10 protein-coding genes and 1 pseudogene are annotated in these 13,605 nt (G+C 76.1%); 3 read left to right on the forward strand and 8 right to left on the reverse strand.

Going from position 1 to position 13,605, the window contains the following annotated elements:
- The 5 genes and pseudogenes from ACWGB8_RS25525 to ACWGB8_RS25545 all read right to left on the reverse strand — a co-directional run.
- Positions 1-665 (reverse strand): annotated as a pseudogene (locus tag ACWGB8_RS25525) (condensation protein); the annotation flags it as partial.
- Positions 662-4,831, reverse strand: coding sequence for an alpha-(1->3)-arabinofuranosyltransferase domain-containing protein (locus ACWGB8_RS25530; protein WP_452215921.1), 4,170 nt, complete (start codon positions 4,829-4,831; stop codon positions 662-664). The pseudogene ACWGB8_RS25525 and the gene ACWGB8_RS25530, both read right to left, overlap by 4 nt.
- Positions 4,828-5,559, reverse strand: a complete 732-nt coding sequence (locus ACWGB8_RS25535) for a class I SAM-dependent methyltransferase (RefSeq protein WP_452215922.1) — start codon at positions 5,557-5,559, stop codon at positions 4,828-4,830. The genes ACWGB8_RS25530 and ACWGB8_RS25535 overlap by 4 nt, the downstream gene beginning before the upstream one ends.
- Positions 5,556-6,827 carry a glycosyltransferase family 4 protein gene (locus ACWGB8_RS25540; protein ID WP_452215923.1) on the reverse strand — a complete coding sequence of 424 codons (1,272 nt, stop codon included), beginning with the start codon at positions 6,825-6,827 and terminating at the stop codon, positions 5,556-5,558. Before ACWGB8_RS25540 ends, ACWGB8_RS25535 begins: the two co-directional genes overlap by 4 nt.
- Before the next feature lie 415 nt (positions 6,828-7,242).
- Positions 7,243-8,295 carry a porin PorA family protein gene (locus tag ACWGB8_RS25545; RefSeq protein WP_452215924.1) on the reverse strand — a complete coding sequence of 351 codons (1,053 nt, stop codon included), beginning with the start codon at positions 8,293-8,295 and terminating at the stop codon, positions 7,243-7,245.
- 256 nt (positions 8,296-8,551) lie between these two features.
- Between ACWGB8_RS25545 and ACWGB8_RS25550 the strand changes: the two genes are divergently transcribed.
- Together ACWGB8_RS25550 and ACWGB8_RS25555 are read left to right on the forward strand one after the other, a co-directional pair.
- Positions 8,552-8,698, forward strand: a complete 147-nt coding sequence (locus tag ACWGB8_RS25550; RefSeq protein WP_452215925.1) for a hypothetical protein — start codon at positions 8,552-8,554, stop codon at positions 8,696-8,698.
- Positions 8,699-8,760: 62 nt separating this feature from the next.
- Positions 8,761-10,017 carry a helix-turn-helix domain-containing protein gene (locus tag ACWGB8_RS25555; RefSeq protein WP_452215926.1) on the forward strand — a complete coding sequence of 419 codons (1,257 nt, stop codon included), beginning with the start codon at positions 8,761-8,763 and terminating at the stop codon, positions 10,015-10,017.
- Positions 10,018-10,036: 19 nt separating this feature from the next.
- Here the strand turns inward: ACWGB8_RS25555 and ACWGB8_RS25560 are convergent, their stop codons facing one another.
- From ACWGB8_RS25560 to ACWGB8_RS25570, 3 genes are all read right to left on the reverse strand, one after another.
- On the reverse strand, positions 10,037-10,297 hold the full coding sequence (locus ACWGB8_RS25560) for a hypothetical protein (protein WP_452215927.1): 261 nt from the start codon (positions 10,295-10,297) through the stop codon (positions 10,037-10,039).
- A gap of 191 nt (positions 10,298-10,488) precedes the next feature.
- Entirely contained in the window at positions 10,489-11,316 is an 828-nt protein-coding gene (locus ACWGB8_RS25565; RefSeq protein WP_452215928.1) for a class I SAM-dependent methyltransferase, read from the reverse strand.
- Positions 11,317-11,453: 137 nt separating this feature from the next.
- Positions 11,454-12,248 (reverse strand): spermidine synthase, encoded by a 795-nt coding sequence (locus ACWGB8_RS25570; protein WP_452215947.1) that lies wholly within the window; start codon positions 12,246-12,248, stop codon positions 11,454-11,456.
- 242 nt (positions 12,249-12,490) lie between these two features.
- Here ACWGB8_RS25570 and ACWGB8_RS25575 point away from each other — a divergent pair, with 242 nt between their 5' ends.
- Positions 12,491-13,450: an alpha/beta hydrolase gene (locus tag ACWGB8_RS25575; RefSeq protein WP_452215929.1), complete on the forward strand. Its 960-nt coding sequence runs from the start codon at positions 12,491-12,493 to the stop codon at positions 13,448-13,450.
- Positions 13,451-13,605 lie beyond the last annotated feature (155 nt).

Raw genomic sequence — 13,605 nt, forward strand, 5'->3', positions numbered from 1 at the left:
CGGTGCCGCGGCCGGCCGGGCGGGGGGGGGGGGGGGGGGCGGGGGGGGGGGGGGGGGGGGCGGGGGGGGCGGGGGGGGGGGGGGGCGGCGGGGGGGGGGCGCAGCGGGCGGGCGGCGCGGCCGGGGGACGGGGCGGACGGGCCGGTGGGCGGGGCGTCGTGGCCGGCCGGGGTGCCGGCGTAGTGGTCGGCGAGGTCGCAGAGCAGACGCAGGCAGGTACCCGCGTCGGCGAGGGTGTGCGCGGCCGTCAGCAGCAGGGCGGTGCCGCCGCCGGGCAGCGGCGCGGTCTCCACCCGCAGCGGCGGGCCCGCCGTCAGCGGGGGCGGCGCGTTCAGGGCGCGGTCGCGGGCGCCGGCGAGGTCGTCGGCGGCGGCCACGGCGGGGCCGGGCGGTGCGGGCTCCCAGTGGTAGCGGCGGTGCCACCAGCGGGCCTGCGCCTGGCGCACCCGCAGTCCGGGGTGGGCGGCCAGGGTCCGGGTGAAGGCGGCCCGGAGCCGCGGGAGGTCGAGGTCGCCGGGGAGGTGGGCCTCCAGGTGGACGGTGTCCGCGTCCCGGTGCTCCTGGAGCAGGTGGCGGGTGTACTCGTCGGTAGCGGGGAAGGGGACCCGCCCCTGCCGCCCGGACGCGGTCCGGGCGGCAGGGGTTCCGGGGGACGGGCGGGTCACGGGGCCTCGGCCCGGTGCCGGGGTGCGGCGGCCCGGCGGTCCGCCGCGACCAGCACGGCGGCGAGGGCGAGCAGGGCAAGCACCTGCGCGACCGGGCCGAACGCCCCGCCGGGGGCCCCGACGGCCGCCACCAGCCCGGCGCCGGCCATCGCCGTGCCGGCGAGGTACGGCAGCAGGCTCGGCCACCGGAACGCGATCGGGATCAGCGGCAGGGCGAGCAGGGCGAGCGGACCGCCGACCACCCCGAGGACCAGCACCGGGAAGACCGCACCGAGCAGCCACCCGGGCGCCGGCGCCGCTTCCCAGTCCTGTGGGGCGGTGGCGTCCCGCCGCCCGCCCCGGCGCAGCAGGGCGGGCACCGCGGCCAGCCCGACGAGCACCAGGACGGCGAGGCCGCCGCCGACCAGCCCGAGGTCGTAGGTGGTGCCGGGGGTGAAGGTGAGCTGTACGGTGCCGCCGGTGCCCGCCGGTACCACGTAGCCCTGCTGCCAGCCGTCGAGGCGGACGGACTGCAGCGGTTTGCCGTCGAGCGTGGCCTTCCAGCCGGCGTTGGCGTTCTCGTGCACCTGGAGGTAGGCGGCGTCGCCGGTGCCGATCCGTACCGTGCGCTCGTCCCCGGACCAGGCGAGGACCTCGACGGTGCGGCGCTCGCCCGGTTTGGTGACGGGGGCGGCGGTGCGGGCGGAGAGGGTGAGGTCGGTGACGGCCAGCGCGCCGTCGTCGGAGGTGGAGACCCGGTGCGTGCCCTGGCCGAGGGCCAGGGTCGGCCCGCCGGCCGGGCAGAGGGTGAGGGCGACGGGGCGACGGTTCTCCAGGTCCGCGACCGTGCCGGAGACGGAGGTCGGGTGGCCGACGCCGTCCACGGTGACGATCGGCCCCCGGCCGCAGGGCAGGGCGAAGGACGCTCCGCCCGACGGCTCCTGGGCGGCCGGGCTGCCCTGGGCCTGGGCGGTCGGCGTGCCCTGGGCGGTCGACGGCGTCTGGGCGGCCGGAGGGCTGGTCAGGTCGGCCAGCGCCGGGATGTGCACCTCGGTCAGCCCGACCGGCAGTTGGAGGTTCTGACCGGCGAGCGGGTTGTGGACGACGACGGGCGCGGTGCCGGTGACGGTGATCGTCAGCCGGTCGGTGGTCAGCGGGGCGAAGCGGACCAGGCCGTTGGCGTCCACCGCCGCGGCGACCGCGTCGGTCGGGGTGCTGAGCTGCACCTGGGTGGGCCGGGCGGAGAGGCCGTTGGCGGCGCCGAGCACCAGGTGATCGATGCTGCGGCTGCCCTGCCAGGCGAGCCGGACGGTGGGCCGGTCGCCGGCGATCCAGGCGGTGGTGAAGTCCCCGTCGAGCAGGTGGCGGGCGCTACCGGAGGTGGCGGAGTCGACCGTGGCGCCGATCCGTCCGGCGGCCCGGCCGGGGGCCACCTGGTCGAGCAGGGCGTCCAGGGCGGGTCCCGGGAGCGCCACGGCGCTGCCGGTGACGGTGAAGTCGCCCGCCGTGCTGGTCAGTTGGCGTTCGAGCCCGGTCTCGGCGGTGCCCGACCGGAAGGTGCCCGGGTCCAGCGTGCGGTGCAGCGAGTAGACGTCGGCGGGCGCGCCCGGGAGGGACAGCACCCGGGTCGCCCGGACGCCGGGGATCGCGATCTCCGCGAAGCCGGCCCCGCCCACCCCGGTGGCGGAGGTGGCGGCGCCCTCGATGGTGACCTTCACCCAGGTCGTCGGCCCCGCCGGGGCCCGGACGGTCTGCGCGACGGCCTGCGGCTGCAGCGTGCTCACCGCCGAACCGCGCTCGGTGGTGATCCTGACCTTGGTGACGGTCGGCCGCAGCGTGCCGCCCGCGAGCGGGGTGACCTGGAGCGTGGCCGGGAGGTCCACCGACCCGTCGAGGTCGATCCGCAGCCACTGGCCCACCGGGTCCGCGCTGCTGCCCTCGGCCCAGGCCGTGGCGGGGTTCCCGTCGAAGGCCCCGACCGGGTCGTACTGCGGCAGGGCGAACAGCCAGGAGCCGTAGGAGGAGGCGGTGACCGACCGCGCGCCCTCGATCACCGCGGTGGTCTGCTCGGAGGCGGAACCGGCCGGGCCGGAGGGCAGGATCTGCCGCGGTGCGCGGCCCGGGTCCTGTCCGGCGTCGGGCGGATTGGTGCCGGTGGCCGTGTAGGTGTACGAGTTGTTGCTGTCGACCAGTCCGAACAGCGTGTCGCTGCGGCGGTGGCCGTCCGCGGCGGCCCGGATCGCCGCACCGGCTCCGGCCGGCAGCGGGTCGCCGGAGAGGACCACCGGACGGTCCGTCACCGTGCCGTTCGCGGAGAGCTGGAGCAGCGACTCGGTGCCGCCGCTGACGACGGCGGTGTCCGCGACCGGACGCGTGGTCACCCGGCCCGGCGCGGCCGCACCGCCGGCCGGCGCGAAGACCTCCACCGCGTCGTACGTCCGGTGCAGGCCCTGGACCTGGACGGGGGTGTCCGGCGGGATCCGTCCGGAGCCCACCGGGGAGCCGAAGCCGGTCACCCGCTCGTAGCCGGAGGCCAGCAGGGTGGCGCGCACCGTCTGCGGCGGGATGTAGCCGGCCTGGTCCGGATCGAGGTCGTTCCGGACCACCAGCAGGTGCAGGCCGGCGCGCTGCAGGAAGGCGCGCAGCCCCGGCACCCGGGTGCCGGTCCCCAGGGCCTCCTGGATCGCCTCCAGGTAGCGGCGCTCGCCCGCCTGGCCGAAGGGCACGAAGTTGTACTGCGCCCACGGCGAGGCGGCCAGCACGTCCAGCGGCTCGTCGATCGTCGAACCCCAGGTGTACAGGCCGTGCGCGTCGGCGGGGACGACCAGGGCCCGGCTGTCCGGCGAGTGGGCGGACAGGTACGCCGCGGTCTGCTTCCACTGGGCGGGCAGCGCCTCGAACGCGCCCGGCTGGAGGACGTTGCCGTTCAGGTAGGGCAGTGCGAGGCCGGGCAGGACCGCGAGGGCGACCAGGCCGGGGACCAGCCGGGGCCGGGCCGCCGACCGGGGGAACGGCCGCCCGCACAGGTGCGCCAGGCCCAGGGCCAGCGCCAGGGCGAGGCCGGTCTGGAACTTGTAGATGTTGCGCAGCGGCGCCAGCGCGCCGTCCAGCAGGTGCTGCACCGTGCCCGCGAAGGGCGCGCCGGCGGAGCCGCCGTACCCGGCGAGGGTGATCAGCGCGACGGTGCCGACGACCAGCAGCAGCCAGCGGCGCTCGGGCAGGTCGCGGCGGGCGAGCCCGGCCAGGCCGAGCGCCGCGGCGAGCGCGGAGCCGGCGACGACCAGGACGTTCGCCGCGACGTCCCAGCCGGCGGGCAGCCAGGCCGAGCCGAAGTGCAGGTAGGCCACCCAGTTCCCGGCCCCGCGCAGCAGCTCGGTGGCGGACATGGTGGCGGTGGTGGTGGACGCCTGCTCGATGTACCGGAGGAAGTCGGCGCCGTAGGAGTTGAGCAGCAGCAGCGGTACGGCCCACCAGGCGGTGGCCAGCAGGACGCCGGGCACCCACCAGCCGATGAGCCGCCACTTGCGCCCGCCGCCGGGCCGGCTGAGCAGGTAGAGCCCGACCGGCAGCAGGGACGCCGCCACCGAGGTCGCGTTGACGCCGCCCATCAGCGGGACCACCAGCGCGGAGCGGAGCGCGGCGGCGCGCGCCGAGGCGATCCGGGTCAGCGGCAGCAGGACCCAGGGCAGGACCGCCCCGGGCAGCGCGGCGGCCGAGGTGGACCCGACCACGATGGTGAACACCGGCCACAGGGCGTAGCAGGCGGCGCCGAGCAGGCGACTGGGCCGGGTGCCGTACCCGAGGCGCTCGGCGAGCCGCAGGGCTCCCCAGAAGGCGGCGGTCACCACCAGGGACAGCCACAGCCGCTCCGCCAGCCAGACCGGCAGGTGCAGCAGGTGGGTCAGCAGGTAGTACGGCAGCATCGGGAAGGCGTAGCCGACGTACTGGTTGGACAGGCCGCCGAAGCCGCCCTCGCTCTGCCACAGCGTCCCCAGCGAGCCGAGGAAGCCCACCGGGTCGAGTGCGACGGCGAGTTTGGTGTCGAAGGCGGTCCGCCCTGGCGCGGCGGCCAGGAAAGCGGACAGGACCAGCAGCCAGCCGGCGGCGAGCCAGCGGCGGCCGGTGCGCGGTTCGGCGCGCGGCCCCGCGGGCGGCGCGGCCGGGAGCTGCAGCGTGGGGGCGCTCATTCGGAGGTTCTCCGCATCACCAGGAGAAGGTTCCAGGACGCGATCTCGCGCAGCCCCGGAACGCGGACGAGGGTCTCGGCCAGGAACGGCCAGTAGCGCGATCGTGCGGAGAGGACCTCGACGTCGCCGCGCCCGCGCACGTGGCGCAGCACCGGGCCGATGTGCACCCGGTGGAGGTTCACGCCGAGGGTGTGCTTGGCGTCGCGCCCGGTGCGCCGCCGGTAGCGGCGCCGGGCCCGGTCGGCGCCGAGCAGGTGCCAGGGCGAGGTCTCGTGCCCGCCCCAGGGGGAGAGCCAGTTGGTGTACGAGACGTACACCAGGCCGCCGGGGCGGGTGACCCGCACCATTTCGCTGATGAAGGTCTCCGGGTCGGGCACGTGCTCCAGCACGTTGGAGGAGAAGCAGACGTCGGCGGCGCCGTCGGCGAGCGGCAGCCAGTACCCGTCCGCGACGACCGCGTGGGCGGGCGTACGTCCGCCGCGGGCGTGCAGTTCGGCGAGGTCCGGTTCGAAGAGGTAGGCGTGCGCGCCCCTGGCCCGGAACGCCTCGGTGAAGTGGCCGGCGGCGCCGCCGACGTCGGCGACCACCGCCCCGGCCAGCGGGGTGTGGCGCTCGACCTGGTCGGCGGCGTCCTCGGCCAGGAGCGTGTAGAACCTCTCCGGGTCGCTCTGCTCGGCGCGGAAGGCGCGGAACAGCGCCAGGGAGCGGCGCAGGGAGGGGTCCTTCACGAGCGCTCCGCCGTGGTCCGGGCCGGTCGCCCGGCCGGGCCGACTCCGGCCGGTTCGGGTCCGGAGCGGCTCGACTCGGACCCGGAGCGAGCCGGCTCGGGTCCTGACCCGGCCGGAGTCGGCCCGGGCCGCCCGGTGCGGTGCAGGGCCACCGCTTCGGCGGCGGCCGCCTGGAAGCGGTCGACGCTGTGCTCCCAGGTGAGCTGCTCGGCGCGGAGCCGGGCGGCCGCGCCCATCGCGGCCCGGCGTTCGCCGGACAGCGCCAGCGCGCTCCAGGCCGCGGCGAACCCGCTCGCGCCCCGGGCGAGCAGCCCGGTCCGGCCGTGGACGACCGAGTCCCGCAGGCCGGGGATGTCGAAGCCGACCGCGGGGGTGCCCCGGACGGCGGCCTCGGTGACCACCAGGCCCCAGCCCTCCAGCGAGGACGGGTGCAGCAGCAGCCAGCTCCGGCAGAGCAGGCGGTGCTTCTCGGCCTCGTCGACCCGCCCGGCGAAGACCACGCCGGGACCGGCCTGCGCTTGCAGGCGGGCCCGTTCCGGGCCGTCGCCGACGATGACCAGGGTGCCGCCGGTGATCGGGCGGACCCGCTCCCACAGGCGCAGCAGCAGGTCGATCCGCTTGTACTCCACCAGTCTCCCGACGGCGGTGAACAGCGGCTCCTCCGATTCGGAGAGCAGCGGCGGGGGCGTCTCGACCCCGTTGGGCACGAGCCGGATGCGGTCGGCCGGGACGCCGATCCCCGCCATCGCCTCGGCGGTGGAGGGGGACACCGCGACCATCAGGCTGCGGCGGTGGGTCCGGGCCAGCGCCCGGTGCTCCAGCAGCCGTCCGACCCGGGCGACCGGTGCGGGCAGGCGCTGGCCCCAGAGGTCGGTGTGCACGTGGTTGACCAGGCACAGCACCGGGCCGCGGTACCAGAGCGGCGCCAGGTAGGGGACGCCGTTGCACACCTCGACCAGCAGGTCGGTCTCGCCGACGCTGCGGCCGAACGCGCGCGGGGTGCGCAGGAAGTGGTCGTACGTCCCGCCGGAGGAGATCACCCGGTAGGTGCGGCCGACGGGTGGTTCTGCACCGCCGCAGAGCAGGGTGACCTCGTGGCCGCGGGCGGCCAGTCCGGAGGCCAGCCGGTCGACGAGCAGTTCCGAACCGCCGGCCGCCGGGTTGGCGAGGTCCCGCCAGGCGAGGACGGTGATCCGGCGGGGCGCGGCCGGCTCAGGCCGCGTCGCCGCGGGGGCCGGGGGCGGGTGCGGGGACATCTGATGTGCCATGGGAGCTCCTGGGAGGGGCGCAGTGCTCAAGGCAGGGGGACGGGGAGGGGGTGCCGCGGCAGGGGTGCCGGGACGGGGAGGTACGGGGGGCAGTGCTGGGGACAGGGCTGCGCAGGGGGTTGCACGGGGACCGGGGGTGACCGGTGGAGGGGCAGTCGCACGGGAGGGACCGGGGGATGCGGCTGGCGGCGCGCGGGTGGCGCGCGCCGCCAGTCTGGGCTGTTGCTACCGCCCGGTACTACTCACGGAATTGCTAAATTCCGGTCGGGTTCACGCGGAACGCGCGATTCCTCTGTCACTTCTGCGAGCGGGGGGTGTCACCGCGCCCGCTCGGTGGCACCCCGCACACCCGGCGGGTGCCACGGCACGCAGCCGGCTGTGCCACGGCCTTCACCCGGCGGGTGCCACGGCTCCGTCACTGCGCGGAGCGCCGGCGCAGCAGCGCTCCCCCGACCGCCAGCGCGACCAGACCCGCCGCCCCGGCGCCGAGCGGACCGACCGTCCCCACCAGCTCCAGCTTCCGGGCGGACGCCTGCGCGGTCCGCACCTGGTTCGCCCGGCTCTCCGGCGTCATCGTGAGGTCCGCGCGCAGCAGGGTCAGCAGGTCGGGGCCGTCGGCCGAGGTCCGCAGGGTCACCAGCGGCTGCGTACGGGCGTCCATCACGACTCCGGTCACCGGGTCCACGACCACGCTGAACCCGCCGTTCGCGTAGTACCGCTCGGCGACGACCTGGCTGCTCCCCGGCACGCCGAGGACCTTGCCCGGGAGCTGCTGGGTGCCCACCCTGGTCGGGCCGAGCACCGCGCCGTAGCGGTAGCCGGTGCGGCCGTTCACGGTCGCGGTGCCCTGGTAGTCGAGGGTGACGGTGCCGCCGAGCGTGGAGTCCCAGTAGGTGTACGGGCGCCGGTCCAGGCCGAACGGGAACTTCAGGTACGCCTCGCCGGAGAAGACCGGGGTCTCGCCGTGCGAGTGCAGCGGCAGGTTGGTGCGGCGGTCGGTCACCCAGCGCTCGACCGTCCACTGCACGGACCGGCGGGGGTCGCGGAGTTCGAGCGTGGCCGCGGTGTCGATCTGCGTGGAGACGTCCATCACCGCGCGGGTCCCGCTGCTCTGCGCGACGTTGCCCACCACCCGCCGGGTGAGGGTGAGGTCCTGGACGGGGCTCACCGCGACGGCCTTGGTGTCGAAGACGGTGCCGCGGCCCGTGAAGACCGTGGTGGTGTCGGTGTCGACCGGCGTCCTGCGGAGGTTCGGCAGCGCGTACCAGTGCAGCAGCGGTGCCACCACCAGGAGGAAGGCGGCCAGCCCCGTCAGCACCAGGCCGGTGCGGGACAGCCGGCGCGGCGCCGGTGCGGGGGCCGGGTGGGAATCGGTGTCGGGCGAGAGGGCGGGGCTGGGCACGAGAGCGGCGGGGGCGGCGGGCTCCCCCGCGGGCTGCTCGGGGATCTGGCCCGTGGGCACGGACATGATTACGCTCCGTAAGGGGTCGGGGTCGGCACGGACCGTACGGCAGTGACGACGGTGGTGCGGCGAACGGTCCCCAACGGCTGCCCAGTTGAGGCAGATCCCGTGTACATCCCCTGAGCCGGGAACCGTAGGTCCCCCCTTGACGGCTGTCAACGCCGGGGCAAAACTGTGGGGGCACGGGACCGGGCCGGTGCGGATGGTGTCGCCTGCTGTTCGCCCCGCCCACGCGGGGCCATCGGAAGGGACTTCCGCCGCCGTGCGTACCCAGCACCCCGTTCTCGCCGTCGCCCTCACCGCCGCGACAGGAGTGATCCTCGCCGTCGCCGCCGTACTCGGCCTGGTCGCCGCGGCGACCAGCACGCCCGACGGACCCGACACTCCGCTGGTGACCTTCACCGGCTGACCCGCCACCCGGCTGGTGACCTTCACCGGCTGACCCGGCGCACCCCCAGGGAGGCCGCCCGCATGCGCGTACAAGCACATCCCGCCCCGGCCGTCGCACTGCGGTCGGTCTCCGTGTGGAGCACCGTCGGCGCCGCCGACACCGAGCGGTTCATCGCGCTCGCCACCGCCGAGATCCCCACCCTCTCGATCGAGGTGATGCAACAGATCCACATCCAGTTCCCGCAGATCGTCGAGATCTACGACGACGACGGCGTCTCCGGGGTGCTCACCCGGATCAGGGAGGCCCTCGGCCGCTTCGTCGGGAGCGTCCGGGCCGCCGGCGGTCCCAGGATCAGCGGCGACGGCGCCGTCCGCTTCCGCGAGGTCGCCGCCTCCCTCGACCGGTGCGAGGCGCTGCCCGGGCGGGCGCTCGACTTCATGCGCGCGGTCTACCGCTTCGGCGCCCGGATCTCCTGGCGCCGGCTCACCGAGATCGCCGAGTCCGTCGGCATCCCGTCCGCCGCGATGTACGAACTGGCCGAGGCCGGCTTCGACTACATCGAGGCCCTGGTCGTCGAGGCCGCCCAGTACCAGATCGGCAACGAGTCCCTGGCCGCCGGCGAACGGCTCCGCCGCCAGCACCGGCTGGTGGAACTCCTGCTCGCCGACCGGCCGGCCGAACCCCAGGCCGCGGCCCGCTACGCCGGCAACATCGGGTGGCGGCTCCCGGAGACCGTCGCGGTCGCCGTGCTCACCCGCAACGACCGGGCACCCCTGCCACCGGCCCTCGGCAACGGCGTCCTGCTCGACTGGGAGAGCCCGCAGCCCCGGCTGATCGTCCCCGGCCCCGCCCAGACCGGCCGGGCCGACGCACTGCGGCAGGCCCTCCCGGGCTGGACCGGCGCCCTGGGGCCGACCGTCCCGCTGGACCGGGCGGCGCGGTCGCTGCACTGGGCGCAGACGGCGGTCGGCCTCATCGCGGCCGGGACGCTGCCCTCCCCCGGCCTGCTCGACTGCACCGAGCACACCACCGCGCTGCTCCTGCTGCCGCCCGCCGAACTCGTCGACGACCTCGCCACCGGCTGCCTCGCACCGCTCGCCGCCTGCACCCCCGGCCACGCGGAACGCCTCGCGGACACCCTGCTGGCCTGGCTCCAGACCCGCGGCGGCGCCGCGGAGGTCGCCGCCCGGATCGGGGTGCACCCCCAGACGGTCCGTTACCGCATGCGCCAGCTCAGGGAGTTGTGGGGCGACGCACTGGACGACCACGACCAGCGCTTCGCCCTGGAGCTGGTGCTCCGGGCCCGCAAGCTCCGCTCCGCGGGCGCCGCCCCCTGAGGGTTCCCCCGGGCCGAGGTCAGCCCAGGGTCAGCCAGACGATCCGCAGGACGTCGACGGCGGGCGGATCGGCCTCCGGGTCGACGAAGATCTCGCCGGTGACCGCCGGGGCCAGAACGACGTTGCGCAGGTCGCCCCACTCGTCCACCGGCTCGCCCGAGGCCCCGTCCAACCCGGACAGGGCGATCGTCACCCGGGCGAAGAGCACCGGGTCGTGCTCGCCGATCTCCACCAGGACCCTGGACGGCTGGTCCTGCAGGAAGGTCCGCCATTCACCCACGCGCGCCTCCGGACCGCGGCCCACCGCCGCACCACTGACGCCCCGACCGTACCGGCTCCCCACCCCCACCGGAAACGCCCTGCGTGCCGAGCCGCCACGACCGCACCGTACGCACCCCGACCGCGCCCCGACCGCACCGCGGCACCGAAAGCACCGACGGCGCGGTTCGGCTCCGGCAGGTCCCGACCGGACTACTGCGGCCGCCCGGCGAACTCCAGTGCGGTGACCGTGGGGCGGCGGGTGGAGAGCGGGGGGACGGTCAGGGCCAGGGGCAGGAGGGCGCCGAGGGGGCCGCGGGCGCCGGTGGGGCGGATGTCGCGGACGGTGGTGACGGCCGGGCTGGCGGTGTGCAGTTTGGCCTGCTCGTCGGCGTCCATCGACCAGGGCATCGGGGGTGCCTGGAAGTCGCCGTGCCGCAGCCTGCCGCGCAGGGACAGCGCACCGAACCAGCGCGGTACCGCGTCCAGCAGGAACGTGGCACCCGGGAAGCGGTCGGCGCAGCCGGCGATCAGGGCGCGGACCTGCATCGGCTGCAGGTACATCAGCAGGCCCTGGGCGGTGATCAGGGTGCCGCGGCTGCGGTCGACCTCGTCCGCCCAGCGCAGGTCGGTGGCGTCGGCGGCGAGGGAGCGGCGGCGCGGGCCGGGGGGCAGCAGGCGGTCGCGCAGGGCGACGGCGTCGGGGAGGTCGACGCCGAGCCACTGGGCGCGGCCGTTGTCGACCCGCCAGTACTGGGTCTCCAGGCCCTCGCCCAGGCAGACCACGGTGCCGCGCGGTTCGCGGAGCAGGAAGTCCTCCACCTCGCGGTCGAAGCAGGCCGCGCGCAGGGCCTGCAGCTGGGCCTGGAGCGCGCTGGTGCCGAAGCGGTCGGCGAAGGGGTAGTCGATCCGCTCGACGAGTTCTTCGGCCTTCGGGTCGTGCAGCACCGCGTCCGGGCGGCGGGACTCGACGGCGCGCTGCCACAGGGTCCACAGGGCCGTCTCGGGCACGGCGCCGAGGTCGGGTCGCTCTCCGTTCACCGCTGCACGCTCCCTCGCAATCGCGATCACCAGCCCGGCCGATTCTGGCACTCCCGGCGCGTCGCCGCCCGCCGCGCGGCCGTCCGGCGTGCCGCCGCCCGTGGTGCCCGCCGGGGGGGCGGGAGCGGGCGCGCCGGTCAGCCGACGTTGAAGGCGCCGGCCGGGGGCGGCGGCGAGGGGTGGGCGGTGGCGTCGGTGACCGGCGGGGTGCGGCCGGTGAACGCGGCGAGGTCGCGGCCGTCGGTGAGGCGCGCGGGGAAGACGTCGGCGGCGAGGCGGCGGGCCAGGTCCGCGGCGGGCAGCGGGCGGTCGGAGCCCACCAGCAGGATGTTGCCGTAGCGGCGGCCCCGCAGCACGGACGGCTCGGCGATCAGGCAGGTCTCGGGGAAGACCGCGCGCAGGGTGGCGGCCTGGGCGCGGGCGAAGTCCAGCGGCGGTCCGTCGGCGAGGTTGGCGGCGTAGCAGCCGCCCCCGCGCAGGGCCGCCGCGGCGAGGCGCAGGAACTCGACGGAGGTGAGGTGGGCGGGGGTGCGGGAGCCCTGGAAGACGTCGGCGACGATCAGGTCGAGGCCGTCGGCGGGGGTCGCGGCCAGGGCCTCGCGCGCGTCGGCGACCTCGGCGGTGAGGTGCACGCCGGGCCCGTCCCAGGGCAGGTGCTCGCCGACCAGGTCGAGCAGCGGGCCGTCGATCTCGACGACGTGCTGCCGGGAGCCGGGGCGGGTGGCGGCGAGGTAGCGGGGGACGGTGAGGGCGCCGCCGCCGAGGTGGAGGGCGGTGAGCGGTTCACCGGCGGGGGCGAGCGCGTCGACGAGGTGGCCGATCCGCCGGGTGTACTCGAACTCCAGGTGGGTGGGGTCCCGCAGGTCGACGTAGGACTGCGGGGTGTCGTCGAGGGTGAGCAGCCAGCCGCCGTCGCGGTCGATGTCGGGCATCAGCCGGGCGGTGCCGAGGTCGACCGCGCGGCTGACGGGGAGCGGTTCGGGCGAGCCGTGGGAGTCGGCCGGTTCCGGGGCGGGATCGGCGGGGGGCACGGATGCGGACTCGGAGGCGGGCATGGCGGCAGCATAGGCCGGGGGCGCGGGCCCGTGCACACGGAGGCTACCGGCCGGTATCGTCGGTGCCCCGGGCCTGTCAGGCCGTGGCAGAGGTCCAGCAGAGATTGGGTGCGAGAGCCGTGGAGTTCCGAGAAGACATCCTGGGTGCCCCGTACGAGGCGGCGGAGCTGCCGCTGACCGCCGACGAGGAGGGCCCCGTCGGAGCGACACTGGTGCGCCGCCTGGTGCCGGGGTCGGACCGGGCCGTGCTGTACATCCACGGGTACACCGACTACTTCTTCCAGACGCACCTGGCGGACCACTTCGTCGCAGCCGGGTTCTCCTTCTACGCGCTGGACCTGCGCAAGTACGGACGCTCGCTGCGGACCCACCAGTCGCCCAACTTCGTCCGCGACCTGGCCGCGTACGACGAGGAGCTGGACGAGGCGGTGCGGATCGTCCGGGAGGTGGACGGCCACCGGCAGCTGCTGGTGAACGGGCACTCCACCGGCGGACTGGTCGCGGCGCTGTGGGCGGCCCGCCGCAGGGGGCGCGGGGTGGTGGACGGGCTCTTCCTGAACAGCCCGTTCCTGGCCCTGCCGGCCGCGCCCGCGGTCCGCACCCTGGGCGCGCCCGCGATCGACGCGATCGGCCGGTTCGCGCCGACCCGCGCGCTGCCCTCGACCCTCAACCCGCACTACGTCCACAGCCTGCACCGCGACCACCGCGGCAGCTGGGACTTCGACCTGGCGCTCAAGCCCGCCGAGGGCTTCCCGATGTACGCGGGCTGGCTGGCGGCGATCCAGCAGGGCCAGCGGCAGGTGCGGCGCGGGCTGCCGATCGACTGCCCGGTGCTGCTCATGGCCTCCACGGCCTCGGTGGCCAGTACGACGTGGCAGGACGCCCTGCTGCGCGCGGACGCGGTACTGCGCGCCGACGACATCGCCGCGCTGGCGCCCCGGCTGGGCGGGCACGTGACGACGGTGCGGATCCGGGAGGGCATGCACGACCTGGTGCTCTCCGGCGAGACGGCCCGCAAGCAGGTCTTCGACGAGCTCGACCGCTGGCTCGCCACCCACTTCCCGCCCGCGGCGAACTGAACCGCGGGCAGCCCCCGTACGACGGAGCCCGCACCGGTGGGCGGGCGTGATCCCGGCGCCCGCCCCCCGTACGCCTGCTGTGCGCCCGCCCTCCTGTGGAAGGCTGCGGTGACCGAGCGTCACCCGTCCTTTTCGCACGTGGAGTTGATGTCTTC

It is taken from the genome of Kitasatospora sp. NPDC054939 (assembly GCF_053610105.1).